The sequence below is a fragment of the Chromobacterium sp. Panama genome, assembly GCF_003052555.1.
Lineage (GTDB): Bacteria > Pseudomonadota > Gammaproteobacteria > Burkholderiales > Chromobacteriaceae > Chromobacterium.
In genome coordinates, this window is the sequence record NZ_QARX01000001.1 from 3,967,622 (window position 1) to 3,993,028 (window position 25,407).

Consider the following 25,407-nt stretch of genomic DNA (forward strand, 5'->3'; position numbering starts at 1 on the left):
GCGCGGCAAGCTGCCATGATGGCGGCGCCGCCACGACACGGCATCGTCGTAGCGCTGTCTTGTACAGCCCGCTCTTTGGTAACGGCCTTGCGGTAAAGCGGTGGTCGTGCGGTTCTGCAAGGGTAAAGCGCATAGTCTTTCTCTGTAAGTTGTCCGAGAGGGCGTCCCGCCACGGTGACGCCCTCTTTCATTGCGTCGCGGACAAATAACGCGCAGCGATAAACACATCAGAAAACAATCGTTCGGCGGCGACGGCAATGTCGGTTAACATGCTGTTCCAATTGAATTTAACGTCGATATCGCCGGCCTTGCCCAGTAAGAACAAGCGGCGAAGCGACAAACCGGTTAAAATCGGCCCCATACTTTTCGAGCTTCTACTTCATAAATTAGCGAGCAGCAAACCTTATGTCCTCTCCCAACCTGACCTCCGAAAAGGTCCTGTCCGTCCATCACTGGAACGACACCCTGTTCAGCTTCACCTGCACCCGCGACGCCGGCCTGCGCTTCATTAACGGCCAGTTCGTGATGATAGGTCTGGAAGTCAACGGCAAGCCGCTGATGCGCGCCTACTCCATCGTCAGCTCCAACTACGAAGAACACATGGAGTTCTACAGCATCAAGGTGCAGGACGGTCCGCTGACCTCCCGCCTGCAGCACCTGAAGGTGGGCGACACCGTGATGATCAGCAAGAAGCCCACCGGCACCCTGGTGCAGGACAATCTGCTGCCCGGCAAAAACCTCTACCTGCTGTCCACCGGCACCGGCCTCGCCCCCTTCATGTCCATCATCAAAGACCCGGACGTGTACGAGCGCTACGACAAAGTGATCCTGACCCATGGCGTGCGCTGGGTCAGCGAGCTGGGCTACCACGACTACATCACCAAAGAACTGCCGGAAAACGAATTCTTCGGCGAGATGGTGCGCGAGAAACTGATCTACTACCCGACCGTGACCCGCGAGCCCTTCCGCAATCAGGGCCGGCTGACCGACCTGATCACCAGCGGCAAGCTGTGCGCCGACATCGGCCTGCCGCAAATGAACCCGGAACACGACCGCGCGCTGATCTGCGGCAGCCCGTCCATGCTGCACGATCTGTGCGAGATCCTGAACGGCATGGGCTTCAAGGAATCCCCGCGCATGGGCGAACCGGCCGACTACGCGATCGAACGCGCCTTCGTCGAAAAATAAGCCGATCCGCCTCCCGCGGCAGCAAAAACGCCATCCTTCGCGGATGGCGTTTTTCATCTCCCGGCGGCGCGGCGCGCGCTGACGCGCGCCCGCCGGACACAGGCCGCGCTTACTTCAACACGCTCTCCAGCGCCTTCAGGCACAGCGCCACGTTCTCGCGGCGCGCGCCGTAGCCCATCAGGCCGATGCGCCAGGCCTTGCCGGCCAGATCGCCCAGGCCGCCGCCTATCTCCAGGTTGTACTCCTGCAACAGACGATTGCGCGTGGCCGCGTCGTCTATGCCTTCGGGAATATAAACCGCGTTCAGCTGCGGCAAGCGCGCCGCGGCGTCCACCACGAACCTCAGCCCCAGCTTCTCCAGGCCGTCGCGCAGAATCAGATGCATGTCGCGGTGGCGCCGCCAAGCCGCCTCCAGGCCCTCGCCGGCCAGCTGGCGCAGCGATTCGTGCAGCGCGTACAAGGCGTTCACCGGCGCGGTGTGATGGTAGCTGCGCTTGCCGCCGCCCCAGTAGGCCATCACCAGAGTCTGGTCCAGGAACCAGCTGGGCACCGGGCTTTGCCGCGCCTGCAGCTTGTCCACCGCCTCCGGCGAAAAAGACAAGGGCGACAAGCCGGGCACGCAGGACAGACACTTCTGGCTGCCGGAATACACCGCGTCCACGCCCCATTCGTCCACGCGCAGCTCCACCCCGCCCAGCGAGGTCACCGCGTCGACGATGCTCAGGCAGCCGTGGCGTTTGGCCAGCGCGCACAGCGTCTTGGCGTCGGACAGCGCGCCGGTGGAAGTCTCGGCGTGAACGAAGGCCAGGAAGCGCGCGTCCGGATTGGCTTTCAAGGCGCTCTCCACCGCGTCCGGATCCACCGGCTGGCCCCAGGGGCTGTCCACCAGCACCGGCACCGCGCCCAGCCTCACCACGTTCTGGCGCATGCGCTCGCCGAACACGCCGTTGCGGCAGACGATGACCTTCTCGCCCGGCTCCACCAGGTTGACGAAGCAGGCTTCCATGCCGGCCGAACCCGGCGCCGACAGCGCCACCGTCATCGGGTTTGCGGTCTGGAACGCGTATTGCAGCAGACTTTTCACCTCGTCCATCATGCCGACGAACAGCGGGTCCAGATGGCCGACGGTGGGGCGGGCCTGGGCGGCCAGCACTTCCGGATAAACGTCGGACGGGCCCGGCCCCATCAGAATGCGGCGCGGCGGCAGGAAGGCGGAAACTTGCGGGGCGGCTAGCATGGAAGCTCCTTAAGCGCGAAATCAATGGACGAAAGCGGTTTCAAGCCGGGGCATGCGGCCGGCATCGAAGCGTTTGAGTGTAACAGCATAAGGCCGCCGGGCGCGCCTGTCCTGCCGGCGGTCCCGTTCAAAAAGAAAAAGGAGGCCGCGGCCTCCTTTGAGTCTTGGCCTCCCTGAGGGGCCTGTTTTTTTTAGCGAGCCAGACGCGAGGTCCGGTTTATTTGGCAGCCGATGCAGCGGCCTTCTTGGCCTTGCCGGCGTGCTTCTTGTGTTGAGCGGCCTTTTTCTCTACTTTCTTGGCCGGAGCGGAGGCCTCGGCCTTGGCGGCCTGGGCTTTCTGCGCCGGAGCGGAAGCGGCTTTTTTAGCGTGCTTGGCGTGCGGCTTTTTAGCGGCGTGCTTCTTGGCCGGAGCGGAAGCTTCAGCCTTGGCGGCCTGGGCTTTCTGGGCGGCGGCGGAAGCGGCCTTCTTCGCATGCTTGGCGTGCGGCTTCTTGGCGGCGTGCTTGGCCTTGGCCGGAGCGGACGCTTCGGCCTTGGCGGCCTGGGCTTTTTGCGCCGGAGCGGAAGCGGCTACCTTTTCGCCTTTCTTGGCGTGGTGGATCTTGGCCGGGTGCTTTTCAGCTTTCTTGGCGGCCGGAGCCATTTTGGCTGCCGGAGCGGAAGCGGCCGGCTTGGCGGTTTCGGCGGCGAAACCAGCGGCGGAGCTCAGGCCGAAAGCGGCGGTCAGGGCAAGCAGAGTCAGTTTGTTCATGATGCATCTCCAGTTTCAGGCTTGGGAGCCTTGGGCTCCCGTTCACCGATCACATCGCGCCGGATTCGGCGCTTCCTTGAGACGTATCCTAGCCCTGCCCCCGTCCCGGGTCTGTTAGTCGCTTGTAAGCCCGTGTAACGTCAAGTACGGCGCGCCCTCAAGGCTTCCTCTTCGCCGTCGTCACCTGGTACACCCCGCCGAACAGGGTGCGCTTGCTCCAGTCGAAGCCGTCCGCCTCTTGCGCGTAGTCGCGAATCTCATGGTTCCACAAGGCCTCGGCGAACGGCTCCAGCACGCGGTTCACCCATTTGAGCAGCCAGCCTATCGGCTGCCACGGCTTGGGCCTATGGTAGTCGACGAAGACCGCGCGCCCGCCGGGCGGCACCTGGGACAGCATATTGTCGACGATGGCGCGCTTCAGATGATCCGGCACCTCGTGCAGCAGGAAGAAACTGCAGATCAAGTTGAAATCGTCGGACTCCAGCCGGTGGTTGCCGGCGTTGGCGCGCACCACCGCGGCTTGGGGGCGATCGCGCAGCTTGCGCTCGGCGTGCTCTATCTGCACCGGCGTGATGTCGGTGAGCACGAAGCGCCCGTCCCCGCCCACCCGGTCCGCCGCGCGCTGCACCAGGTCGCCGTAGACATGGGCCACCTGCCACACCTTGTCGCCGGGGCGGATCTGCTCCAGGTAGGCGCGCATCAGCCTTTGATCGTTGAAGAACAACAAGACGCGCACCACCAGGTTGCGATCCAGCCAGCCGGCCTTGCGCGGGTTGACGTAAGCCCAGTCGTACACCTGGGTCATGTATTCCGGCACGCCCTCGTAATACGGGTCTACCGGCAGTTTGGGGTGGTTTTGGGTCATCGCGCAGCCATCTGAAAGCAAGAAAGCTCCAGACTAGCAAAACCGGCCGGCGATATTTTTGAGGCAAGCCAAGAAAGCTGGCGGATAGGCCGGCCGCGGCCGGCCTTTAGGCTCAATCGGCCAGGGTCAGCACCACCGGGGTATGGTCGGACGGACGCTCCCATTTGCGCGGCGCCTTGTCGATCACGCATTCCAGCGCGCGCGGCTTCAAGGCGTCGCTGACCAGGATGTGGTCGATGCGCACGCCCTTGTTGCGACGGAACATCATCGCGCGGTAATCCCACCAGCTGTACTGCTTCTCCTCCTGATTGAACAGGCGGAAGCTGTCGCTCAGGCCCAGCGCGATCAGGCGGCGGAAGGATTCGCGTTCCGGCGTGCTGCACAACACTTGTTCGTGCCAGCTTTCCGGGTCGTACACATCGCGGTCTTCCGGCGCGATATTGTAATCGCCCAACAGCAGCAACTGCGGGTGGCGTTGCAGCTCCGCGGCGACATAGCGCTCCAGATTGGCCAGCCACTCCAGCTTGTACGGATACTTGGGCGAATCCACCGCCTCGCCGTTGACGAAATAGCCGCAGATCACGCGGATGCCGTTCACCGTGGCGGCGATCACCCGGCGCTGCTCGTCGCCGTAATCGGGGATGCCGAGCACCACGTCTTCCAGCTCCAGCGGCGCGCGCACCAGAATGGCCACGCCGTTATAGGTTTTCTGACCGAACCATGCCGCGCGGTAGCCGGCCGCTTCGATCTCGGCCAAGGGAAACACGTCCTGATCCATTTTCAGCTCTTGCAGACAGAGCACGTCCACCGGGCTGTCCGACAGCCATTGGATCACCTGCGGCAGGCGGACCTTGAGGGAATTGACGTTCCAGGTGGCAAAACGCATCGGCGGGCTCTCCAAATGTTTTTCATGCAAAGGCCGACACCATAACCGCAGCGCGCGGCACTGCCAAGCTTTGGGCGGCGACAGTCGATGGCGTCGATTATTTGATGCTTGATTAAACAAAAGTGTTTAAACAAATAAACAACAGCCGGACGACGGGAATTTGCCAAGGCCCGGAACCCCGGCCTATGATCGAAAGCGTCGTCGTAACCGGAGCAAGTTCTTGACTATCAAGCACAAGCAGCACGACGCGCAACAGGCATTATGCCCGACGCGCAACCCCAACCGCCCTCGTCTGGCGCCGTTGACCCCGCCGTTCTCGATGCGGACCCCTACCTTCCAGCACCGCCACACCCTGCAGCCGCTGACGCCGCCCGCCAAACCAGAGCGGGACGACTGAATCTTTTTAGCCGCGCGATCCGCGGCAAAAAAAAGGCGCCTCCGTCTACACGGAGGCGCGCAATAGACACTATATCAATCTACCCTGATATGCGTCTGGCTCGCTTGCTGCTCTGGAGATAACCCACTGAGCAAAAAATTAGAGCCGCGGCGCTTCACAAGAGTTCCGACAAAGCCCGGAATATTTTTCCCTCAGCATAAAACGGCCGTTTCAAACTGTTTCCACCATGCCGGAATGGCGCAGCAAGGCGTCGATCTGCGGATCGCGGCCGCGGAAGGCGCGGAAGGATTCCAGCGCCGGACGGCTGCCGCCCACCGCCAGGATCTCGTCCCAGAAGCGCTTGCCGGTGTCCGCATTGGCGCCGCCGGCCTCCTCGAAGGCCGCGTAGGCGTCCGCGGACAGCACTTCCGCCCACTTGTAGCTGTAATAGCCGGCCGAATAGCCGCCGGCGAAAATGTGGCTGAAGCTGTTGGGGAAGCGGTTGTAGGCCGGCGGGAAGTTCACCGCCACCTCGCCGCGCACCTCTTCCAACAGGGCCAGCCAATCGCCCTTGTCGGCGTCGAAGACGCTGTACAGCTGCAGGTCGAACAGCGCGAACTCCAGCTGGCGCACCGTGGCCATGCCGCTCTGGAAGTTCTTGGCCGCCAGCATCTTGTCGAACAGCTCGCGCGGCAAGGTCGCGCCGCTGTCCACATGGCGGGTCATGCCCTGCACCACGTCCCATTCCCAGGCGAAGTTCTCCAGGAACTGGCTGGGCAGCTCCACCGCGTCCCATTCCACGCCGTTGATGCCGGCCACGCCCAGTTCGTCGACGCGGGTCAGCATATGATGCAGGCCATGGCCGAACTCGTGGAACAAGGTGATCACTTCGTCGTGGGTGAACAGCGCCGGCTTGTCGCCCACCGGGCGGGTGAAGTTGCAGGTCAGATAGGCGATCGGGGTCTGAACCTGGCCGCTCTTGCGGCGGCGGCCGCGCGCGTCGTCCATCCAGGCGCCGGAGCGCTTGCCGTCGCGGGCGTACAGGTCGAAATAAAAGCTGCCGACCAGTTGACCGTCCTTGTGGATGTCGAAGAAGCGCACGTCCTGATGCCAGACCGGCGCGCTGCTAGGCCGCACCTCGATGCCGAACAGCGTGGACACCACGCCGAACAGGCCGGGCAGCACCTTGCTTTCCGGGAAGTACTGCTTCACTTCTTGCTCGGAGAAGGCGTAACGCGCCACCCGCAGCTTTTCCGCGGCGTAGGCCAGATCCCAGGCTTCCAGCTTGGCCAGGCCCAGTTCGGCGGCGGCGAAGGCCTCCAGTTCCTGGCGGTCCTTGACCGCGAACGGCTTGGCGCGCGCGGCCAGATCGCGCAGGAAGGCGATCACCTGTTCCGGGCTTTCCGCCATCTTGGTGAACAGGGACAGTTCGGCGAAGTTGGCGAAGCCCAGCAACTGGGCCTCCTCGCGCGCCAGTTTCAGCTTTTCGCGGATGATGGGGCTGTTGTCGCGTTCGGCCGGGCCGAACTCCGACGCGCGCTGCACATTGGCCTGGTACAGCTTTTCGCGCAGCGCGCGGTTGTCCGCGTACTGCAGCACCGGGAAGTAGAACGGGAATTGCAGCGTGATCTTGTAGCCGCTCTTGTCGTCGCCGGCCGCGGCGGCGGCGAACAGTTCCAGCGAATCCTCGGGCACGCCGGACAGCTCGGCCTTGTCCTCGATATACAGGCTGAAGGCGTCGGTGGCGTCCAGCACGTTCTGTTCGAACTTGGCGGACAGCTCCGCCAGCCGCGTCTGGATGGCGGCGAAGCGCTCTTTTTCCGCCTGCGGCAATTCCGCGCCGGACAGGCGGAAATCGCGCAGATCGTTGGATACGATCTTCTTGCGCGCCGCGCTATAGCCAGCGTGCTCCGGGCTGGCCGCCAGCGCCTTGAAGCGGGCGAACAGCTCCAGGTTCTGGCCCATCTCGGTCCAAAACTCGGAAATTCTCGGGATATTGCTGTTGTAGGCCTCGCGCAGCTCCGGCGTGTTCACCACCGCGTTCAGATGGCCCACCACGCCCCAGGCGCGGCCCAGATGCTCGGTGGCGTCGGTCAGCGGATCGACGAAGCTTTCCCAGCTGGGCGCGCCCTGCTCCGCGGTCAGCCGCGCCACCGCGGCGCGCGCGGCGGACAGCAATTCGTCGATGGCGGGGGAAATGTGCTCCGGCTTGATCTCCGCGAAACGGGTCAGTCCGGAAAAGTCCAGCAAGGGGTTCTGGCTCATATTGGCATCCTGTGGGGGTATGATAGGAACTTTACCCGATTTCAGATGAGGACAGACCGATGAAAAGCAATATCCGCCCTTATGACGGGCATCAGCCGCAGATCCACGACAGCTGCTACATCGACCCGGCTGCCGTGGTCATCGGCGAAGTCTCGTTGGCGGAGGGCGCGTCGGTCTGGCCCTGTGCGGTGATACGCGGCGACGTCAACGCCATCAGCATAGGCGAGAACTCCAACATCCAGGACTTCGCCATGCTGCACGTCAGCCACAGAAGCGCAGCGGACCCCGTCGGCGCGCCGCTGGTGATAGGCCGCAACGTCACCATCGGCCACCACGTCACCCTGCACGGCTGCACCATAGGCGACGAAGTGCTGGTCGGCATCGGCAGCATCGTGCTGGACCGCGCGGTGATAGAACCGCGGGTGCTGATCGGGGCCGGCAGCCTGGTGCCGCCGGGCAAGCGGCTGGAGTCCGGCTATCTTTATCTGGGCAACCCGGTCAAGCAGGCGCGGCCGCTGACCGACAAAGAGCTGGCCTATTTCCAATACTCCGCCGAACACTATCTGCGCGTGGCGGCCAAGCACAAACCCAATCTGGAGGATTGAAGATGCAAGACGGCGCGGAAGAACTGGAATACGTCGGCTTCTGGCTGCGGGTGCTGGCCAGCCTGATCGACACCCTGCTGCTGTGCCTGGCGCTGGCGCCGGCGATCTGGCTGCTGGCCCGCGGCGGCGGCGAAACCCGCCGCGTGGCGGAAAGCGGCGACGGCTGGACGATGCAGGCCTTCATGCTGCAAGGCGGTTTCGAGCTGAGCCCGTTGGCCAGCCTGCTGATCAACTGGATATTGCCGGCGGCGGCGGTTCTGGCGTTTTGGTGGTTCAGAAGCAGCACGCCGGGCAAGATGCTGCTGGGCGCGCGCATCGTGGACGCCAAAACCGGCGCGCCGATGACGCCGATGCAGGCGGCGCTGCGCTATCTCGGCTACTTCGTATCCTGCTTCCCCTTCTTGCTGGGCCTGATCTGGGTGGGCCTGGACGCGCGCAAACAAGGCTGGCACGACAAGATCGCCGGCACCGTGGTGGTGCGGGCCAAGCGCCTGGGCAAACAGCCTGTGCGCTTTGAGCAACAAGCCTGACTTTCCCTCGCGCCGCCGGCCCCGGCGGCGCGCTTTCCTGCCCCTTCCCTCCCTAAGCCCGCGCGCAAGCCCCATCTCCTCTTTATTTCCAACTGCCATTAAGTACGGCAGAAAATAAAATCAAAGGTTATATAACTACAGGGCAGCAGCGGTTACCGCCGCGGCTCGCACATCGCCATTGGGCCTGGGCGTCCCACCGGGCGCTCCAACTTCTCTGATGTTATTGATCTCAAGGAGTCCAAACATGACTATCGATCGCGATCAAAAATCCGGCCTGTTCATCGTCAGCTACAACGTCAACAAACCCGGCCAGGCGGGCGGCCTGAACCTGCGGCTGGATCTGACCGTGTACACCCCGTCGCGCCATATCACCGGCCGCGCCACCATCACCCACGCCACGCTGCAGCCGCTGGTGTTCGAGCACCCGATCCAGGGCCGCTACGAAGAGCAGGGCCGCGATATCGAACTGCATCTGGTGGGCGCGCCGCGCCTGCACGAGCAGCACGCGCAAAACCAGGCCCACGCGGCCGGCCACGCGCTGCTGGAACAGTTCTTCTTCGACGGCCAACTGAAAGACGGCTGGCAAGCCGGCAACAACTCCAAGGCGCGCTACGCCTTCTTCCAGAACCAGCAATGGCACGAGCAGCTGGGTCAGGAAGTGCGCCTGGCGGATGAAATCAACAACGCGATCAAAGCGTTGAACCTGCGTTAAGAACATGTTTACGATCTCGCGAGCTAAGGCGAGACAAGGCGAAAACGGCTGAGAAAGCGGAATGTACATACGGTACATGAGCATTTCGAAGACGGCGCTCATCGCACAATGTCTCTACCGACGCGCAGCTGATCGTAAACAGGTTCTAAGCGCATGCGCCCGGTACCCTAACCGGGCCATCCATCAGTACCCGAAGCCCGCCCCCAGGCGGGCTTTGGGCGTCTTGGCTCAGGCTCGCGGCCGGTCGAACTGATCGTCCAGCGCATGGCAAGCCTCGGCCAAGCGTCGCTGCACCGGCTCCAGCAAAGCCCACAGCGTACGGCCCGGCAATTGCGCCTGCCCGCTCAGGCTCAGCAGTTGCAGCAGCAAGGCCAGGGCCTGCTTGCACTGGATGACGTGGTCCATGGCATCGTCGATTTCACCGATCGCGTGGTCCAACCAGGCTAGTTGGGTGTCGATCAAGGCCAGACTCTCGTGCTCCATCCGCATCTGATGCAGACGACTCAAGGTGCGGGCTAGCTCCCGGCGCGGGCTCAGGGAAGAAGCGGCAAGCGGCCGCGCAGTCATGGCCGGGCCTCCAAAGAACGGAAAGAAACACGACACCACAAGAAGAAAAAAGGGAAATTTGGGAGGGGGCGTAACAACGTAAACATGGCGGTCTCCAGTGCTGACGTTAACGCCTGATATCCGTCGCTAAGCGGATACGGCAGGCACGTGACAGGGTTAGCGAACCGGCGCACTGAAGACCGGCAGACCATAAAGGCCTCCCTGCCACTGCCTGCCATAGGAAACACAACTACGTTGGTTCAAATAGGCGTGAGAAGACCACTCTCAGCAGAGGTATCAGTGCATTTGGGTCGCTAAACCCAGCGCCGCGCATTCAGCGGCACGAGAGAATTGTCACTTGGGAAGTCGGGAGGGTCAAGGTAAAGCCATCAGCAAACCGTTCAGGACGGACGCAAAGAAAAAACTTTAGAAAGAACTGAGGACAGAGGAAAAACACATGTCTGCGCCTGGATTGTTTAAGCAACTGCTCCATGACCCATAGGGTGGAAGGAAAAAGCAGAGGTGGAAAACCGACAGAAGGCAATCGGTGGGCATTTAGCCCCTCCACTCTTTCCTCCCTCAGCCGTTCGGTGCAAAGAATAGCTACTGGCACCACAAACAAGCACGCCTCTTTCGAAATCCGGATGACGCTTGGCGTGAGCTTCAGGCCTTTCTAGGGAAGACAGGGCATGACAAGGTTGGCGAACCGGCAAGAAGGAACCGGCATGCACGGAGGCATCCTCGCCATGTCCTGCCCAGATACGATCCGGCAAAATCCTGGTGATACATGGACATCAAGACGCTGCCAGCGCAGCATGTCCGCCTCCTTCTTGCATTTGGTCGCCAAACCAAGCGCCGCCAGTTGCGCGGCACGGCCAAGATTGTACTTGCCGGTTCATCAGGGTCAAAGCCATGGCGGTCGGCGTAAAAATAACACCCCGCCTGGGCGGGGTGTTGGCCTGCAATGGACGAGGGGGCGCGGGAGTCCTTTACCCGCCGCCCTCTTCCCCTCCATCCTCGGCATCGTCCTGAACCGGGAAGAACACATGCTTGAAGACGGCCAGCCGCACCGGGTCCAGCCGCCTTTCCGCGACGCTCAGCACCGCCTCGGGATCGAAGTCATCGCTGGCCTCGTAAACGAAAAACGGCTCCTCATCGTCAAGCTCGTACACCGCAATCCGCAAAACGCCGTTCGGGCGCAGTTCCAGCTTGAGTTGCGCCATGGGGATGGCGCTGCTCACCAAATCGCGTTCTTCCATTTCAAACCCGCTTTCCCACAACGCTCATGCCTCCCTCTCAGCATAGGCCAGAGGCGGCGGGACGCCATCCGCCGTCCAAGCGCGGCCCGCCGCGCAAACGCCTCATCAGCGCTTTCTCGCCGCCCGGCCTTAAGGACTGGCATGCGGCGCTTGCTGATAGCCTCGCGCTCGCCTATCTTCACAATCCAAATGGCATTTAAAGACGAAAGATAATTGCCATTTGTATAAATAGGCGACATTTAAGCGCCATTTCACGACGCTAACGCCTCGCCGGCAAGGCCGCTCGCTTGCCGACGGTTCTCAACCATCACCCAAAGGAGCGCCATGCATCCCCCACTCAACTTCCTGTTCCGCCGCGTCGCGGCCTTGCTCGCCGTCAGCGCGCTGTCGCTGACCGCCGGCGGAGCGCTGGCAGCCAATATCAGCGGCAGCCTGCCCAATTACAAGGACAGCGGCATCACCTTCAACTATGTGGAGCAAAAGAGCGGCGGCTCCGGCCCCGGCGCGCGCGGCATTCGCATTTACATCGCCGGCGGCCGCGACCAGAGCTATAAGTTCAGCCCCAATCCCCACGACGATCCCTGGTACAACAAGAACCAGATCAAGTTCTACCGGCAAGCGGCCGAGGCGCTGGCGGACGCCTACCTAGCCAAGAAGCCGAACCCGGCCTTCCCGCGCTACGGCTTCAAGTCCACGATCAACGGCATCGAGTACAGCTACAACCAGCCGTGAGCGACGGCAATGCCCCCAGCTCATCAGCCTGTTTGAGATGACAAGCCATTGGTGGGTATCGCCTGCGGCTCCACCCACCCTACGCGCCGCTCGCCGTAGGGTGGGTGGAGCGAAGCGATACCCACGCGGAAACTCGACATCACCAGCCTGTTTGATTTCTGATCATTGGCGGGCATCGCCTACGGCTCCGCCCACCCTACGCGCCGCTCGCCGTAGGGTGGGTGGAGCGAAGCGATACCCACGCGGAAACGCGCTCAACGCCGCCGGCCTGTTTGATTGCTAATCATCGGCGGGTATCGCCTGCGGCTCCACCCACCCTACGCGCCGCTCGCCCTAGGGTGGGCGGAGCGAAGCGATACCCACGCGGAAACTCGACATCGCCGGCCTGTTTGATTACCGATCATTGGCGGGTATCGCCTACGGCTCCACCCACCCTACGCGCCGCTCGCCGTAGGGTGGGTGGAGCGAAGCGATACCCACGCGGAAACGCGCTCAACATCGCCGGCCTGTTTGATTACCGATCATTGGCGGGCATCGCCTACGGCTCCTCCCTCCCTACGCGCCGCTCGCAGTGGCGAGGATGGAGCGCAACCGTACGGAAGCTGGGTCTATCTACTCACTCCTTGTGATCGAATCCCCCCGCTCCCCAAACTCGGCGCCCTCGCCATCTCCCCCGGCCCAATCTTCCGGCAACACGCCATGCCTCACGTAACGATGGAAGGAAGACCATGGCCAGTCCGCAAGTGCGGAGACGTAGCCATGTTTGAGCGGGTTGTTGTGGATGTAATCGATATGGCGGGCAAAGTCTTGCTCATCCCGCAAACGGTGCTCCCAATAACGCCGCTGCCAGACATGTCGCTCGCCCTTGCCACGGCGCGAAGCGGAGATCCGCTCTACCGCCGGCAATGATCGGGTAAACATGGTTTTGATCAAACGCCAACGCAGAGGGTAATCCACGTCAGCAGCCGGCAGAGTCCACACCGTATGCAGGTGGTCGGGCATGATCACGATGGCCTCAACCCAGAAGGGATGGCGGCGCAAGGTGTAACGGAAAGCTTCACGCAGGGCCTCAACATGGTCGAGCAGCAAACGCTGTCGCCTATCAGCCAAGTTGACGGTGAAGAACCAGCTGCCGCCGGCGCTGCGGTCGCGTCGATAATTGGACATGGGCTCTCCTGACAGAGCTAGGGTCTGTCCATGCTAACAAGCAAAAGCCGCCCCTAGGGGCGGCTGCGCAGTCTGCTCAAGCCGGTTCGCCGCCGTCCGCGCGGCGGCGGGTTTGCAGAATGGGCGGCGCCCATTGCTCTCCCGGCCGCTTCTTGCGGGTGGCCAGCGTCAGCTCCGACGGCGCGAAGATATTGATGTTGTGGGTGTTGGGCGTGGTGATCAGGTACTGCGCCTCGGTGGCTTTGAGGAAGCCGGCGACGCGGTCGATGTTGAAGATGTCCAGGTGGGCGAACGGCTCGTCGATGAAGACGAAGCCGGACGGGTTGGACTCGTCCATCATCAGGCCGATCAGCAGGATCAGCGACTTCATCACCTGCTGACCGCCGGAGGCTTCGCCGTCGTTCATGCCCATCAGGCCCTTCTGGTCGAAGTTGAACTTGAGCACCAGGCCGGCCTGGGCCAGCGCCGCGTCGTCGTTGGACAGCTGCGGCAGTTCCACTTCCACTTGGATGCCGGCCAGTTCGCCCAGGCGCTTGACGTTCTGACCGTAGACGCGGACGGTGGCGCGCAGCTTGCCCATATAGGCGGCGCGCGCTTCGTCGGTGAGTTCGCGCGAGCGGTCCACTTCGCTTTGGCGGCGCTGACGCTCGCGGTCCAGGCCGGTCAGGTCTTCCACCAGTTTGTCCTTCAGGGCCAACACGGCTTCGTCCTGCTCCCAGTCTCCGCTTTGCAGCCGCTCTTCCAAGTAATTGAGCTGGTGCTTGGCGTCGGCGGCGGTGTCGAACTCGCTTTCGAGCGCCGCGACGTTATCCGCCGCCAGCGCCGCATCGGGCAAGCGCTCCGCCCATTCGCGCAGCTCGGACAGCAGGCGGCGCACCTGGCGGCGCGCCTGCTCCACTTCCTGCTGTTTTTGGCGGAAGGCGGCCAGGCTGTCCTGTTCGCGCTGGCAGACGCGGTCGTGCGCCAGCCTTGCGTCGCTGTAGCGTTGGTCGGCGGCTTCCTTCTCCGCGCTGACGAGACCCAGCGCCGCGCCCAGGCGGGCGATTTCGCTTTCCAGCCCCTGCTTGCGCGTTTCCAGCGCGGCGAACTCTTCGGCGCGGCTGTCCAGCTGGCGGATGGCGTCCATGCCGCCCAGGTATTCGGCCAGGCCGGCGGCTTCGCGCGTGGCGGCCACCAGCCGCTCTTCATCGGCCAGAATGCGGGTGTTCAGCGCTTTCAATGCCTCGCGCACCGCCAGCAGCCGCGATTGGCGCGCGGCTTCGCCGAAGGCGAACTCATGCGCCGGCACGCCGATGTGGCGCGCGCCGCGGCGTTCGCGGAAATAGCCGTCGCGGGTGATCCAGTCGCCGCTGACGTCGGCGCCCTGCTCGGCGTCGTCGACGCGGCTGACGCTGTTCAATTGCCGATACAGCCATTCCGGCGCGTCGGCGGAGAAGCGCACCACTTCCATCAGGCTGCCGGCGTTGGCGCGCGGCGGGCTGCTGCGCTCCGGCACCACGAAGTGGCGGTAGCGCAGTTTCTCGCCGATGCGCCAGGCTTCGCGCCGGTCGGATTCGCGCTCCAGCAGCACCACGTGGCGATAGCCGCGCAACAGCGCTTCCACCGCCGCCTGCCAGTTGGGGTCCAGCACTTCCACGATGTCGGACAACATCAGGTGGCCGATGCCGGCCTCGTCCAGCGCGGCCTTGAACTGGCGCACGTCTTCCGGCGCGCGGCCGCGGCCTATCTCCAGCGCCTCCAGGTGCTGGGAGCTGTCCTGGCGCTGCTTTTTCAGTTCGCGCAGGCCGTCTTTCAATTGCTCGGCTTCGCCGCGCAAGGCGGAGAGCTTGTCGGCCAGTTGGGCGGCGTCGGCGCCGTATTCCTTGCTGGCCAAGGCTTGCAGCCGGTCGCGCTCCTTGAGCTGGCCGGCCACGCCGGCGTGTTCGCCCTTGGCCGCCATAAAGGCTTCCTGCGCGCCGACGCGGGCGGTTTCGGCCGCCTTGCGCGAGGCGTCGGCGGCCACTTCCGCCGCCTTGAGCTTGGCCACCAGTTGCAAGGTGTCGGCATGCTCGCCCTGGGCCTGGTTCAGCGTGTGGAAGTTGCCGCGGTAGTTTTTCCAGACATTGCCGAGCGCGGACTTGGCGTCCAGATAGGCCAGCACCGGCAGCGCCTCGTCGCGCAGCCGGGCAATGCCGGTTTGCAGCTGCCGCCATTCCAGATAGCGGTTGGCGCGGGTCTTCATGGTTTCCACCCGCGTCTGCAGCGCTTCTTCCTGACGGCTCAGCGATTCCAGCTCCAGCTCGGTGGCGCGCTGCTCGTCGCGGGCGCGCTGGTAGTTGTCCAGCACGTCCTTGTCGCCGAAGACCTGGAACACCAGGTCCAGCAGTTGGCGCGGGCTGTATTCGGTGAGCTTGTCGGTGTCGCCCTGTTCCAGCGCCAGCACTTCGGCCACCGCCGGGGTCAGGCCGGCCATTTCCAGACGGCGGCGGTATTCCTGCACGCCCATCCATTGGGCCTGGCCTTCGGCCAGCTCCAGCGGCACGTCGCCGTCCAGGATGGCGTAGTGGCGCACCCAGTCCCCGCCCTGTTTCTTGACCCGGCACAGCAGGGTGACGGCGTCCGCGACGATGGGGAAGAAGGGGGTCGGATACAGGCCGCCGCTGGGGCGGCGCGGATTGTCCACCACGCCGCGCAGGTAGGCGAAGGGTTCCTTATTGTTGCGAACGTAGCGCTTGTAATCGCGCTTGCCCGAGCATTTGATCGCCAGCAGGGTGCGCATCGCGTCCAGCAAGGTGGTCTTGCCGGAGCCGTTGGGGCCGATGATGGTGACGATCTGCGCGTCCAGCGGCACGGTCAGCCGCTGCCAGAAGTCCCAGTGCACCATTTCCACCGATTTCATCTGGAACATCAGCGCGTCTCCTCGTGGGCCGCGTCCTCGTCCGGCGGCAGGTCAAACAACGGGCCGGCGGAGTCGTCCGCCTCCGCCGCGGCGTCCAGGCCGTCCTCGGCCGCTTCCGCGCGCTTGTCGGCCAGCGCGTCGCGGCCTTCGCGGCGCAGCAGCACGTCGGCCAGCGCGCCTTCGATGATGCGCGGCGCCAGCTGGGCGTAGTCGATCATCAGGTCCAGCATCGGCCCTTCGTCCAGCCAGCGGTTGCGGCGCACGATGAAGCCCAGGTTGACCAGGCGGCCCAGGTTGGCGTTGAAGCGGGTGCGGCCGCCCAGCGCCTTGCCGAAGTCCGCGTAGAGCGCGTCCTCGGACACGCCGGTGGACACGGCCTCGCCGGTTTCCAGCGGCTTTTGCGCGCCGAACATATCGCTCTGGTTTTCCTTGCCGGCTTCCACGCGGGCGATCTGGCGTTCGCGCTTGGGCAGGATGATCAAGGACCACAGGATGACCAGCAGCGCCACGCCGTCGCGCGGCAGGCCCAGATTATTGTTGAGCCAGGCGTCGCCGGAGCCGAACACCGGTTCGGTCATTTCCGGCAGCAAGGCCACGGCGAGGTGTTCGGCGTAGGGGTTCTCCACCAGGCGCAGGCCGACGGCCGCCAGGCTCTTGTCCAATTCCAGGCGGAAGCTGTCGTCCAGCAGCGCCTTCTTCGCCAGCGCGTCGCCGCGCGGCACCACCCGGTGCGCCAGCAGACGGGCGGTCAGGGTTTTGATTTCTGTTTCCATTAAGAACCTTTTTGGGCCGCGGCCACCAGTCGCGCGTCGGACAGCGACGCCACTTCCGGGTGGTCCGGCTCGATCACGCTCTCGCCGCCTTGCAGACTGAACGGCAGCTTGGCCAGCGCGGCGACGATGCTTTGGTCGTTGCTGGTTTCCGGATCCCCGATCAGGGGCAGCAGCGACAGCCGATAGGCGGTTTCGTTGTAGCTGTCGGCCAGCACCGCCTGGCTGATGTGGGCGTCGGCCGCGCCGGACATGCCCAGCTCCAGCAAGGCGTCGTACATGGCCTCGGCCTCCAGCAGGCGCTCCATTTCCGGCGCGTCGGCCAGCGGCGCGGCCTCTCCGCCCGGCAGCGTCATGGAGCCGGCCTTGGCGCGCTCGCGCGCCAGCAGTTCGAATTCGGCCACGTCGGCCAGTTCCGGCGTGGACAGGAAGGCGGGCTCGGGGGCGATGGACAGACAGGCGTCCAGCTTGTGCGCCAGCTGGCCGGCCGCCATGCGGCGCAGCCAGTCGGCGATGTCGGTGGAAGTCAGGCCGGAGCCGCCCAGATGCACGCGCTGCGCGGCCAATTGCGCCAGCCGGCGCTCAAACGTGCCGGCCAGCGCCAGCATGCGGCTTTGCGCCAGCGCGATGGCCTGGGCCTGGTTGAGCACCAGCAGGCTCAGCGTGTCGTCCTGGGTCAGGCTCTTGACCACCTCGGTGGATTTGGCCACCCAGCGCCATACCGCTTCCAGGCGGTGCTGGGCGGCGCGGATGCGGAACTCCGACTGCGATTCCAGCGCTTCTTCAAATTCCGCGTACAGCTCGTTCAGACGCGCCAGCAGGTGTTTGAGCGCTTCGTCGGAGACCTGGCCCACCGCCTGGCCGGCGGCTACCTGGCTGGTCAGATAGCCCAGCTCCACGTCGTCGCCGGCGAAATCCACCATGGTGGCCAGCGCCGCCAGCGCGACGCGCGCGCCCTCGGACAACTGGTAAACGCCGCCGTCGCTGTCGTAGACCAGCAGGCCGCCCTCGCGCAGCCGGCCCAGGATGGTGGCCAGCTTGGTGTCGTTCAGATAGGCGAAACGCTGGGCGATTTCCTGCGGCGTCCATAGCGGCGCTTCGGCGCGGCCGCCCAGTTCCCGCAACACCAGCAGCCGCATCAGCACTTCTTCGTCGCCGCCGCGGAACAGGGTGACGAAGACGGCGAGATAAGGCCAGGCGCCGGTCAGGCGCGACACCGCCTGCAAGGAAGCGGGCTCGATGCCGGGCTGGAAGAAGTCGGAGAGAGAATCCAAAGGCACTCCACCACGCGCGCGGGCGTGGAATGGCAAAAGCCATGATTGTCCGGGGGGCATGCTCGTTCGTCAACGCATGTCCGCTCGGCGGCCCTATCTTGCCCGGGCCGGTTTGGCATAAGATTCGACGACAGAGCCGCACACCGCAAGAGGAGAACCCATGTACACCCACCGCCAGCCCTTGCTGTCGCCCAGCCTGGGCAGCCAGCGCGACCTGACCAGCTTCCATTTCGGCGTGCCGCAAAGCGGCCAGAAAATCTATATCCAGGCCAGCCTGCACGCCGACGAGCTGCCCGGCATGCTGACCGCCTGGCATTTGAAGCAAGGCTTGCAGCGGCTGGACGCCGCCGGCTTGCTGCGCGGCGAGGTGATCCTGGTGCCGGTGGCCAACCCCATAGGCCTGAACCAGAACCAGAGCGAGAAGCCGCTGGGGCGTTTCGACCTGCAAAGCGGTCAGAACTTCAACCGCTATTACCCGGTGCTGTCCGAGCCCATTTTCGAGGCGGTGAAAGCGCAGTTGGGCCGCGACGGCAAGGCCAACACCGCCTTGATCCGCGCGGAAGCGCGCCAGCAATTGGGCGCGCTGCGCGCCGACAGCGAGCTGCAATCGCTGCGCCACACGCTGATGAAGCTGGCTTTCGACGCCGACGTGGTGCTGGATCTGCATTGCGACTGCCGCGCCGGCCTGCACCTGTACACCGGCACCCCGCTGTGGGAGCAGTGCGAGCCGCTGTCGCGCTATCTGGGCGCTTGCGCCACCTTGCTGGCCACCGATTCCGGCGACCATCCCTTCGACGAAGCCTGCGGCCAGCTATGGTGGCAGCTGCGCGACCTGGCGGCGGCCGAGGGCCTGGACGTCCAGATCGACATGGCCTGCCTGGCGGTGACGGTGGAACTGCGCGGCGAAATCGACGTCCATCACGATTACGCGCGCCGGGACGCGGAAGGCATCCTCAACTTCCTGCGCCACCGCGGCGTGATCGCCGAAGCCGCGCCGCCGCAGCCGGAACTGCCCTTCCCGGCCACCCCGCTGGCCGGCTCGGAAAACCTGTACGCGCCGCACGCCGGCGTGGTGGTCTACCACGCCCAACCGGGCAGCGAGGTGGCCAGCGGCGAACTGCTGGCCGAGGTGATAGACCCGATAGGCGACCGCTGCAGCGAGATCCGCGCCAACCGCCCCGGCATGTTGTACGCCACCAGCGCCCGCACCTACACCACCACCGGCCTGTCGCTGGCCAAGGTGGCCAGCCGCGAGGCCTTCAAATCCGGCAAGCTGTTGTCGGCCTGATACTGAAAGGAAAACCGCATGAGAATCTTGATATGCGCCGCCGCGCTCTTGGGCCTGAGCGCCTGCAGCCAGACCAAGCAGCCGGAGCGCCCCGCGGTGGGCATGGCCAATCCGGCCTCCGTGTATTGCGGGGAAAAGGGCGGCAAGCTGTTGCCGCAAAAAGACGCCCAGGGCAATGAGTACGCGCTGTGCCAACTGCCGGACGGCCGCACGGTGGAGGAATGGACGCTGTTCCGCGCCGATCATCCCCAATAAACCCGCTTATCCACAGCCAACGGCCAAACTCAAACTTATCCACAAAAGCCAAACCCGCCGGCCATCGCGCGCCGGCGGGTTTGCTCTTTCTTCAGCGGGGCCGGGCCAGGCTTACTTCAGACTGCCCGACAGGAAGGCCTTCAAGCGCTCGCTCTTGGTGTTGCCGAACACCTCGTCCGGGCAGCCCTCCTCCTCCACCCGTCCCTGGTGCAGGAACATCACGTGATTGGACACATTGCGGGCAAAGCCCATCTCGTGGGTGACCACGATCATGGTGCGGCCTTCCTCGGCCAAGGCCTGCATCACTTTCAGCACCTCGCCCACCAGCTCCGGGTCCAGCGCCGAGGTGGGTTCGTCGAACAGCATCACTTCCGGCTCCATCGCCAGCGCGCGCGCAATCGCCACCCGCTGTTGCTGGCCGCCGGACAGATGCGCCGGGTACTTGTCCTGCGCGCGCTCGTCCAGGCCCACTTTGCGCAGGTATTTGACCGCGCGCTGGGTGGCCTCCTCCTTGGAAATCCCCAGCACGTGCACCGGCGCCTCGATGACGTTTTCCAGCACCGTCATGTGCGCCCACAGATTGAAGTGCTGGAACACCATGGCCAGCTTGGTGCGCATGCCCTGCAATTGCTTCTGGTCCGCCGGCGTCAGTTCGCCGTTCTTGGTGGCGGCCAGGCGGATGGGCTCGCCATTGAGGCTGATGCTGCCCTGGTTCGGTTTTTCCAGAAAGTTGATGCAACGCAGAAAGGTGCTTTTGCCGGAGCCGGATGAGCCGATGATGCTGATCACGTCGCCGGCCTTGGCGGTCAGCGAAACGCCCTTGAGCACTTCGTGGCTGCCGTAGCTCTTGTAGATGTTCTGGATATTCAGCTTGTCCATCTTCTAGTCCGTTTCTCAGGTTTTCGCCGGCTGCAAATAAGCCAGCCATCTGGTCTCGGCCTTGCGGAACAGGCCCACCAGGATGAAGGTGACGCCCAGATAGATCAAGGCGGCCAGGCCGAAGGCGTTGAAGGAGTCATAGGTGGCGGCGTTGACGTCGCGCGCCACTTTCAGAATGTCCGGCACGGTGGCGGTGAAGGCCACGGTGGTGGCGTGCAGCATCAGGATCACTTCATTGCTGTACGCCGGCAGCGCGCGGCGCAGCGCGGACGGAATGATCACTCTTCGGTAAAGAGTGAACTTGCTCATGCCGTAGGCGCGCCCGGCCTCGATTTCGCCGTAAGGGGTGGCCTTGATCGCGCCGGCGAAGATCTCGGTGGTGTAAGCGCAGGTGTTGAGCGCGAACGCCAGGATGGTGCAGTTGTAGCCTTCCCGGAAGAAGTGGTTGAGGAAGCCCACTTCCCGCACCACGTCCAGGCTGTACATGCCGGTGTAGAAGAACAGCAGCTGCACGTAGAGCGGCGTGCCGCGGAACACATAGGTGTAAAACCAGACGCTGCGCGCCAGCCATTTGACCTTGGACACCCGCGCCACCGCCAGCGGGATGGACACGATGAAGCCGAAGGCGATGGACAGCACCAGCAGCCACATGGTGACGGCGAGGCCGGACAAATGGTAGCCGTCCGACCACAGGAAGGGACGCCAGTATTGCTGAATGATGTCTATCATAGCTCGGCCTCCCGCACGCCCATGGAATAACGGCGTTCCAGCCACATCAACACGAAGTTGGACACCGTGGTGAGCAACAGATAGATCGCCCCGGCCACCAGGGTGAAGAAGAACACTTTGTAAGTGCTCTTGCCGGCGTCTATCGACACTTTGACCACGTCGGTCAGGCCGATGATGGACACCAGGGCGGTGGCTTTCAGCATCACCTGCCAGTTATTGGAAATGCCGGGCAGCGCGAAACGCATCATCTGCGGGAACTGGACGCGGGAAAACACCTGCCAATGGCTCATGCCGTAAGCGGTGCCGGCTTCCAGCTGGCCCTTGGGCACGGAGATGAAGGCGCCGCGCAGCGTTTCGGTGAAATAAGCGCCGTAGATGAAGCCCAGGGTCACCACGCCGGACACGAAGGGATTGAGGTCAATCCGTTCCATGCCCTGCCATTCGGTCAGATGATTGATGCCGATCTGCAGGCTGTAAAAAATCAGCAGCATCAGCACCAGATCCGGCACGCCGCGAATCAGCGTGGTGTACAAGGTGGACACGCCGCTCAGCAAGGGATTGCTGGACAGCTTGGCCCCGGCCCCGATAAGGCCGATGAGGAAGGCCAGCAACAATGACAACACCGCCAACTCCAGCGTCACCAGCGTGCCGTCCCAGATAATGGAACCGAATCCATGCAAAAACATGCTCTTCCCCTTTCAGGGCGGCGGCGCGCGCCGAACCGGCCCTGACTTGCGCAAAAGACGAGCCGCCGACAAAACGGATGGCCCACTCCGGCCACGGAGGCGCTGCGGGTTCCAATGCAGCGGTTTTGTCGGCGGCTTGCGGCTTAGAACATGTTTACGATCCGCGGCGCGTCGTGGACGCCTTAGGCGATGAGGACTCTGGCTCGCAAGATCGTAAACACACTCTTAGAGCCCGTTCAAAGCCTGCCGCGCGGCGGCCTTGCATGCTTGAACGGGCTCTTGCCGTTTACTTGCCGTAAACGTCGAAGTTGAAGTATTTCTTTTCAAGCTTCTTGTAGGTGCCGTCTTTGAGCATGCCGGCGATAGCCTTGTCGATATCGGCCTTCAGTTCCTTGTCTTCCTTGCGCAAGCCGATGGCGGCGCCTTCGCCCAGGGTCTGCGGGTCAACCAGCTCTTTGCCGGCAAAGGCGAAGCCCTTGCCTTCCGGCTTCTTCAGGAAGCCTTCGTCCGCCTGCACCGCGTCTTGCAACGAGGCGTCCAGACGGCCGGCCCCCAGGTCGGACAGCACTTGGGTCTGGTTCTGATAAGGCACCACTTCCACACCGGCCGGCGCCCAGTGTTTCTTGGCGTAGGCTTCCTGGATGGTGCCTTGCTCCACGCCCACGCGCTTGCCCTTCAGCGAAGCCGGAGTCGGCATCAGGCCGGAACCGGTCTTGGCCACCATGCGGGTAGGCGTGTTGAACAATTTGGCGGAGAAGCTGATTTCCTTCATCCGGGCTTCGGTCACCGACATCGAGGACAGCACGCCGTCGAACTTCTTGGCTTTCAAAGCCGGGATCATGCCGTCGAAATCGTTTTCCACCCACACGCACTTGGCTTTCAGGCGCTTACAGATTTCATTGCCCAGATCGATGTCGAAGCCCACCAGCTGGCCGTTGGGCGCCTTGGATTCAAACGGCGCGTAACTGGCGTCCACCCCGAAGCGGACTTCCTTCCAATCCTTGGCCCATGCGCCGATAGACGCGGTCATCAGACCCAAAGCCATCACAGCCAATGCTTTCTTCATTTGCTTCTCCTCATAGACTTCATCTACAGCCAACGGTGAAAATCCCGAGCCGACAGCCGGGCATATGCATTTCACAAGTTAAAGCGCACGGGGCTTTTCGCCCTCTGATCCGGCATCGCCCCCGCGGGGGCTGAGCGCTTCATGTTATATAAATAGAGCAATTTGTCTATACCGTCTCCGCCGCCCGCCGCCGACGCCGCTCTTATCTAAGCTTACGTCATGCCGTCATGGAAAATTAATGACTTGGTATTTCAGCGCCAGGGCGAATTTGCGGCTTGTTGAGGACAAAATACAACATCCAGACACCCACTCAAGTAACGCTTGGTATCGGAATGGGTGTACCTGCAAGTGAAAAAGTCTTCATAAGAACAAGCCGCTTCCACCCGCCGAAGGAGCTGTTCAAATGGCAGACAAGGACAAGGCCGACAGGGAAGAACGCGGGAAGGGTAATGGGCCGCAGCCCTGAAGAATGCGGGAAGGGACAAGCGCCGGCTCAGCGCATGGCTGCCCGGCGGCGCCGTCTTTGTCTCGGCTGATCGGCTCAGGCCAGCTTGCGCACCTCGGTGGCCTCGGGCGCCAGTTCGACGCCGTCCACGTCCCTGGGCGACATCAAGGGCACGGGCTGGCCGGTCCGCTTGTCTATCAACAGCGAATGGCCTTCGCCCGCCTCGAACAAATGCCCTTCGCCCCACTGGCGCAAGGCCAGCACCACCGCGAACAGGCTTTCCCCCTTGGCCGTCAACACATACTCCTGGTAAGCGGAGCCGTCCGAGGCCGCCTGGGTGGCGAGCACCTCGGCGTCCACCAGCTTGCGCAGCCGGTCGGACAGGATGTTGCGGGCCATGCCCAGGCCGCGCTGGAAATCGCCGAAGCGACGCACGCCGTCGAAGGCGTCGCGCACGATCAACAAGGACCAGCGATCCCCGATCACGTCGACGCTGCGCGCCACCGGACATGGCTCCTGATTCATGGTGTTGTGGCGCGTCATGGGCTCTCCTTGGGTTCTGCGGCGGCGGGATCAATCAGTTGCATTTTAAAACTACCTACCCTAACATTCAATCGGTTTCATTTTGAAACCAAATTGAACGGACTCGGGACCATGAACGCCAGGCACGCCCCATCGCCACTCTTGAAACACAAGCCAGCGAACACGCCCGCCGGCCTGGTATGGCTGTTCGCCGTCGCCAGCGGCCTGAGCGTGGCCAACGTCTATTACGCTCAACCCCTGCTGGACGCGCTGGCCCGGGACTTTTCCATCCGCCAGGCGGCGGTGGGCGGCGTGATCACCGCCACCCAGATAGGCTGCGCGCTGGCCCTGCTGCTGCTGGTGCCTCTGGGCGATCTGCTGGAGCGCCGCCGCCTGATGGCGGCGCAACTGCTGGCGCTGGCCGCCGCGCTGACGGCGGTGGCCATGGCGCGCTCCACCCCGGCGCTGCTGGCCGGCATGCTCGCGGTCGGACTGCTGAGCACGGCGATGACGCAGGGGTTGATCGCCTACGCGGCCAGCGCCGCCGCGCCGCATGAGCAAGGGCGCGTCGTCGGCGCGGCGCAAAGCGGCGTCTTCATCGGCCTGCTGCTGGCGCGGGCGTTCTCCGGCGCCGTCAGCGACCTGGCCGGCTGGCGCGGCGTCTACCTCGCCGCCGCCGGGCTGATGCTGGCGATTGCGCTGCCGCTGTGGCGGCGCTTGCCGCCGCTCCCCGTCGCCGCGAACGCGATGCGCTACCCGGCGCTGCTGGCCTCCATGCTGGACTTGCTGCGGCGGGAAAAAACGCTGCAAGCGCGCGGCATGCTGGCGCTGCTGATGTTCGCCGCCTTCAACGTCTTCTGGAGCGCGCTGGCGCTGCCTTTGAGCGCGCCGCCCCACGGCTACTCCCGCACCGCCATCGGCGCCTTCGGCCTGGCGGGCGCGATAGGCGCGCTGGCCGCCGCCCGCGCCGGACGCTGGGCCGACGGCGGACATGGCCAGCGCACCAGCGCGGCGGCGCTGGCTTTATTGCTGCTGGCCTGGTGGCCGCTGTCGCTGATGCAGCAGTCGCTGGGCGCACTGCTGATCGGCATCGTGCTGCTGGACCTGGGCGGCCAGGCGCTGCACGTCACCAACCAGAGCCTGATTTTCCGCGCCCGGCCAGCAGCCCATAGCCGGCTGGTGGGCCTTTACATGCTGTTCTACGCCGTTGGCAGCGGGCTGGGCGCCATCGGCGCAACGGCGGCCTACGCTCATGCCGGCTGGCAAGCCGTGTGTTTGCTGGGCGCCGCCGTCAGCCTGCTGGTCCTGCTGTTCTGGTGGGCGACGCGCGGCGTCACCCCCGCGGCGGCGGACTGAAATGAAAAAGGCCAGTCGCGAGACTGGCCTTCTTGCTTGCCGTGGATGCCGGCGCCTGGATGAAAGAGCCCACCCAAAGTCTAGCGGGTTAGAACGAGACAAGGCGAAAACGCACTCACCGTGTCACATCTCTCGACGCC

The 25,407-nt window shown here is 63.9% G+C and carries 26 protein-coding genes; 9 read left to right on the forward strand and 17 right to left on the reverse strand.

The window, feature by feature from the left end:
• Nucleotides 1-187: 187 nt before the first annotated feature.
• On the reverse strand, nucleotides 188-361 hold the full coding sequence (locus DB032_RS24200) for a hypothetical protein (protein ID WP_158274344.1): 174 nt from the start codon (nucleotides 359-361) through the stop codon (nucleotides 188-190).
• 44 nt (nucleotides 362-405) lie between these two features.
• Between DB032_RS24200 and DB032_RS17955 the strand changes: the two genes are divergently transcribed.
• Nucleotides 406-1,188, forward strand: a complete 783-nt coding sequence (locus DB032_RS17955) for a ferredoxin--NADP reductase (protein ID WP_019104206.1) — start codon at nucleotides 406-408, stop codon at nucleotides 1,186-1,188.
• A 109-nt stretch (nucleotides 1,189-1,297) separates the two neighbouring features.
• Here DB032_RS17955 and DB032_RS17960 read toward each other — a convergent pair whose 3' ends face one another.
• From DB032_RS17960 to xth, 4 genes are all read right to left on the reverse strand, one after another.
• Nucleotides 1,298-2,425 (reverse strand): alanine--glyoxylate aminotransferase family protein, encoded by a 1,128-nt coding sequence (locus DB032_RS17960; protein WP_107800671.1) that lies wholly within the window; start codon nucleotides 2,423-2,425, stop codon nucleotides 1,298-1,300.
• Between the two features lie 217 nt (nucleotides 2,426-2,642).
• Nucleotides 2,643-3,176 (reverse strand): acid-shock protein, encoded by a 534-nt coding sequence (locus tag DB032_RS24675; protein ID WP_107800672.1) that lies wholly within the window; start codon nucleotides 3,174-3,176, stop codon nucleotides 2,643-2,645.
• Nucleotides 3,177-3,333: 157 nt separating this feature from the next.
• Complete coding sequence (gene rquA / locus DB032_RS17970; protein WP_107800673.1) at nucleotides 3,334-4,041, reverse strand: rhodoquinone biosynthesis methyltransferase RquA; 708 nt, start codon at nucleotides 4,039-4,041, stop codon at nucleotides 3,334-3,336.
• Between the two features lie 112 nt (nucleotides 4,042-4,153).
• Nucleotides 4,154-4,927, reverse strand: a complete 774-nt coding sequence (gene xth / locus DB032_RS17975) for an exodeoxyribonuclease III (protein ID WP_107801970.1) — start codon at nucleotides 4,925-4,927, stop codon at nucleotides 4,154-4,156.
• 220 nt (nucleotides 4,928-5,147) lie between these two features.
• Between xth and DB032_RS24205 the strand changes: the two genes are divergently transcribed.
• The gene (locus DB032_RS24205) at nucleotides 5,148-5,324 is read left to right on the forward strand and encodes a hypothetical protein (protein WP_158274345.1); all 177 of its coding nucleotides are present in this window, start codon (nucleotides 5,148-5,150) and stop codon (nucleotides 5,322-5,324) included.
• Nucleotides 5,325-5,534: 210 nt separating this feature from the next.
• On the opposite strand, the gene DB032_RS17980 is transcribed toward DB032_RS24205, so the two are convergent.
• The gene (locus DB032_RS17980) at nucleotides 5,535-7,568 is read right to left on the reverse strand and encodes a M3 family metallopeptidase (protein WP_107800674.1); all 2,034 of its coding nucleotides are present in this window, start codon (nucleotides 7,566-7,568) and stop codon (nucleotides 5,535-5,537) included.
• 59 nt (nucleotides 7,569-7,627) lie between these two features.
• On the opposite strand from DB032_RS17980, the gene DB032_RS17985 reads away from it, so the two are divergent.
• The 3 genes from DB032_RS17985 to DB032_RS17995 all read left to right on the forward strand — a co-directional run bounded on the left by DB032_RS17985 (nucleotide 7,628) and on the right by DB032_RS17995 (nucleotide 9,415).
• A complete protein-coding gene (locus tag DB032_RS17985; RefSeq protein WP_107800675.1) occupies nucleotides 7,628-8,173 on the forward strand; it encodes a gamma carbonic anhydrase family protein in 546 nt (181 codons plus the stop codon).
• A gap of 2 nt (nucleotides 8,174-8,175) precedes the next feature.
• On the forward strand, nucleotides 8,176-8,703 hold the full coding sequence (locus tag DB032_RS17990; protein WP_107800676.1) for an RDD family protein: 528 nt from the start codon (nucleotides 8,176-8,178) through the stop codon (nucleotides 8,701-8,703).
• A gap of 244 nt (nucleotides 8,704-8,947) precedes the next feature.
• Nucleotides 8,948-9,415: a DUF1842 domain-containing protein gene (locus DB032_RS17995; protein WP_043589836.1), complete on the forward strand. Its 468-nt coding sequence runs from the start codon at nucleotides 8,948-8,950 to the stop codon at nucleotides 9,413-9,415.
• A 228-nt stretch (nucleotides 9,416-9,643) separates the two neighbouring features.
• On the opposite strand, the gene DB032_RS18000 is transcribed toward DB032_RS17995, so the two are convergent.
• Nucleotides 9,644-9,922 carry a DUF1484 family protein gene (locus tag DB032_RS18000; RefSeq protein WP_158274346.1) on the reverse strand — a complete coding sequence of 93 codons (279 nt, stop codon included), beginning with the start codon at nucleotides 9,920-9,922 and terminating at the stop codon, nucleotides 9,644-9,646.
• Between the two features lie 1,028 nt (nucleotides 9,923-10,950).
• Nucleotides 10,951-11,220, reverse strand: a complete 270-nt coding sequence (locus tag DB032_RS18005) for a hypothetical protein (RefSeq protein WP_107800678.1) — start codon at nucleotides 11,218-11,220, stop codon at nucleotides 10,951-10,953.
• A gap of 324 nt (nucleotides 11,221-11,544) precedes the next feature.
• Here DB032_RS18005 and DB032_RS18010 point away from each other — a divergent pair, with 324 nt between their 5' ends.
• A complete protein-coding gene (locus DB032_RS18010) occupies nucleotides 11,545-11,952 on the forward strand; it encodes a hypothetical protein (RefSeq protein ID WP_107800679.1) in 408 nt (135 codons plus the stop codon).
• Nucleotides 11,953-12,564: 612 nt separating this feature from the next.
• Here the strand turns inward: DB032_RS18010 and DB032_RS18015 are convergent.
• From DB032_RS18015 to DB032_RS18030, 4 genes are all read right to left on the reverse strand, one after another.
• A complete protein-coding gene (locus DB032_RS18015) occupies nucleotides 12,565-13,119 on the reverse strand; it encodes a transposase (RefSeq protein ID WP_107800680.1) in 555 nt (184 codons plus the stop codon).
• Between the two features lie 76 nt (nucleotides 13,120-13,195).
• The gene (locus DB032_RS18020; protein WP_107800681.1) at nucleotides 13,196-16,006 is read right to left on the reverse strand and encodes an AAA family ATPase; all 2,811 of its coding nucleotides are present in this window, start codon (nucleotides 16,004-16,006) and stop codon (nucleotides 13,196-13,198) included.
• The gene (locus DB032_RS18025; RefSeq protein ID WP_107800682.1) at nucleotides 16,006-16,770 is read right to left on the reverse strand and encodes a hypothetical protein; all 765 of its coding nucleotides are present in this window, start codon (nucleotides 16,768-16,770) and stop codon (nucleotides 16,006-16,008) included. The genes DB032_RS18020 and DB032_RS18025 overlap by 1 nt, the downstream gene beginning before the upstream one ends.
• Entirely contained in the window at nucleotides 16,770-18,047 is a 1,278-nt protein-coding gene (locus DB032_RS18030; RefSeq protein WP_233246732.1) for a hypothetical protein, read from the reverse strand. Before DB032_RS18030 ends, DB032_RS18025 begins: the two co-directional genes overlap by 1 nt.
• A gap of 154 nt (nucleotides 18,048-18,201) precedes the next feature.
• Between DB032_RS18030 and DB032_RS18035 the strand changes: the two genes are divergently transcribed.
• Nucleotides 18,202-19,329, forward strand: coding sequence for a succinylglutamate desuccinylase/aspartoacylase family protein (locus DB032_RS18035; RefSeq protein ID WP_107800684.1), 1,128 nt, complete (start codon nucleotides 18,202-18,204; stop codon nucleotides 19,327-19,329).
• 18 nt (nucleotides 19,330-19,347) lie between these two features.
• A complete protein-coding gene (locus DB032_RS18040) occupies nucleotides 19,348-19,584 on the forward strand; it encodes a DUF333 domain-containing protein (protein WP_107800685.1) in 237 nt (78 codons plus the stop codon).
• A gap of 111 nt (nucleotides 19,585-19,695) precedes the next feature.
• Here the strand turns inward: DB032_RS18040 and DB032_RS18045 are convergent, their stop codons facing one another.
• The 5 genes from DB032_RS18045 to DB032_RS18065 form a co-directional block, all read right to left on the reverse strand.
• Nucleotides 19,696-20,463: an ABC transporter ATP-binding protein gene (locus DB032_RS18045; RefSeq protein ID WP_107800686.1), complete on the reverse strand. Its 768-nt coding sequence runs from the start codon at nucleotides 20,461-20,463 to the stop codon at nucleotides 19,696-19,698.
• Nucleotides 20,464-20,478: 15 nt separating this feature from the next.
• The gene (locus tag DB032_RS18050; RefSeq protein WP_107800687.1) at nucleotides 20,479-21,192 is read right to left on the reverse strand and encodes an ABC transporter permease; all 714 of its coding nucleotides are present in this window, start codon (nucleotides 21,190-21,192) and stop codon (nucleotides 20,479-20,481) included.
• Nucleotides 21,189-21,878, reverse strand: a complete 690-nt coding sequence (locus DB032_RS18055) for an ABC transporter permease (RefSeq protein ID WP_107800688.1) — start codon at nucleotides 21,876-21,878, stop codon at nucleotides 21,189-21,191. Before DB032_RS18055 ends, DB032_RS18050 begins: the two co-directional genes overlap by 4 nt.
• 286 nt (nucleotides 21,879-22,164) lie before the next feature.
• On the reverse strand, nucleotides 22,165-22,944 hold the full coding sequence (locus DB032_RS18060; protein ID WP_107800689.1) for an ABC transporter substrate-binding protein: 780 nt from the start codon (nucleotides 22,942-22,944) through the stop codon (nucleotides 22,165-22,167).
• Nucleotides 22,945-23,485: 541 nt separating this feature from the next.
• Nucleotides 23,486-23,932 carry a helix-turn-helix domain-containing protein gene (locus tag DB032_RS18065; RefSeq protein ID WP_107800690.1) on the reverse strand — a complete coding sequence of 149 codons (447 nt, stop codon included), beginning with the start codon at nucleotides 23,930-23,932 and terminating at the stop codon, nucleotides 23,486-23,488.
• Nucleotides 23,933-24,043: 111 nt separating this feature from the next.
• Here DB032_RS18065 and DB032_RS18070 point away from each other — a divergent pair, with 111 nt between their 5' ends.
• Entirely contained in the window at nucleotides 24,044-25,267 is a 1,224-nt protein-coding gene (locus tag DB032_RS18070; protein WP_107800691.1) for an MFS transporter, read from the forward strand.
• Nucleotides 25,268-25,407 lie beyond the last annotated feature (140 nt).

Excerpts from the sequence above, each read along its gene's own strand:
- DB032_RS24200 (WP_158274344.1), bottom strand. The coding sequence starts at position 361 with ATGGGGCCGATTTTAACCGGTTTGTCGCTTCGCCGCTTGTTCTTACTG.
- DB032_RS17955 (WP_019104206.1), top strand. The coding sequence starts at position 406 with ATGTCCTCTCCCAACCTGACCTCCGAAAAGGTCCTGTCCGTCCATCAC.
- DB032_RS17960 (WP_107800671.1), bottom strand. The coding sequence starts at position 2,425 with ATGCTAGCCGCCCCGCAAGTTTCCGCCTTCCTGCCGCCGCGCCGCATT.
- DB032_RS24675 (WP_107800672.1), bottom strand. The coding sequence starts at position 3,176 with ATGAACAAACTGACTCTGCTTGCCCTGACCGCCGCTTTCGGCCTGAGC.
- rquA (WP_107800673.1), bottom strand. The coding sequence starts at position 4,041 with ATGACCCAAAACCACCCCAAACTGCCGGTAGACCCGTATTACGAGGGC.
- xth (WP_107801970.1), bottom strand. The coding sequence starts at position 4,927 with ATGCGTTTTGCCACCTGGAACGTCAATTCCCTCAAGGTCCGCCTGCCG.
- DB032_RS17980 (WP_107800674.1), bottom strand. The coding sequence starts at position 7,568 with ATGAGCCAGAACCCCTTGCTGGACTTTTCCGGACTGACCCGTTTCGCG.
- DB032_RS17985 (WP_107800675.1), top strand. The coding sequence starts at position 7,628 with ATGAAAAGCAATATCCGCCCTTATGACGGGCATCAGCCGCAGATCCAC.
- DB032_RS17990 (WP_107800676.1), top strand. The coding sequence starts at position 8,176 with ATGCAAGACGGCGCGGAAGAACTGGAATACGTCGGCTTCTGGCTGCGG.
- DB032_RS17995 (WP_043589836.1), top strand. The coding sequence starts at position 8,948 with ATGACTATCGATCGCGATCAAAAATCCGGCCTGTTCATCGTCAGCTAC.
- DB032_RS18005 (WP_107800678.1), bottom strand. The coding sequence starts at position 11,220 with ATGGAAGAACGCGATTTGGTGAGCAGCGCCATCCCCATGGCGCAACTC.
- DB032_RS18010 (WP_107800679.1), top strand. The coding sequence starts at position 11,545 with ATGCATCCCCCACTCAACTTCCTGTTCCGCCGCGTCGCGGCCTTGCTC.
- DB032_RS18015 (WP_107800680.1), bottom strand. The coding sequence starts at position 13,119 with ATGTCCAATTATCGACGCGACCGCAGCGCCGGCGGCAGCTGGTTCTTC.
- DB032_RS18020 (WP_107800681.1), bottom strand. The coding sequence starts at position 16,006 with ATGTTCCAGATGAAATCGGTGGAAATGGTGCACTGGGACTTCTGGCAG.
- DB032_RS18025 (WP_107800682.1), bottom strand. The coding sequence starts at position 16,770 with ATGGAAACAGAAATCAAAACCCTGACCGCCCGTCTGCTGGCGCACCGG.
- DB032_RS18035 (WP_107800684.1), top strand. The coding sequence starts at position 18,202 with ATGTACACCCACCGCCAGCCCTTGCTGTCGCCCAGCCTGGGCAGCCAG.
- DB032_RS18040 (WP_107800685.1), top strand. The coding sequence starts at position 19,348 with ATGAGAATCTTGATATGCGCCGCCGCGCTCTTGGGCCTGAGCGCCTGC.
- DB032_RS18045 (WP_107800686.1), bottom strand. The coding sequence starts at position 20,463 with ATGGACAAGCTGAATATCCAGAACATCTACAAGAGCTACGGCAGCCAC.
- DB032_RS18050 (WP_107800687.1), bottom strand. The coding sequence starts at position 21,192 with ATGATAGACATCATTCAGCAATACTGGCGTCCCTTCCTGTGGTCGGAC.
- DB032_RS18055 (WP_107800688.1), bottom strand. The coding sequence starts at position 21,878 with ATGTTTTTGCATGGATTCGGTTCCATTATCTGGGACGGCACGCTGGTG.
- DB032_RS18060 (WP_107800689.1), bottom strand. The coding sequence starts at position 22,944 with ATGAAGAAAGCATTGGCTGTGATGGCTTTGGGTCTGATGACCGCGTCT.
- DB032_RS18065 (WP_107800690.1), bottom strand. The coding sequence starts at position 23,932 with ATGACGCGCCACAACACCATGAATCAGGAGCCATGTCCGGTGGCGCGC.
- DB032_RS18070 (WP_107800691.1), top strand. The coding sequence starts at position 24,044 with ATGAACGCCAGGCACGCCCCATCGCCACTCTTGAAACACAAGCCAGCG.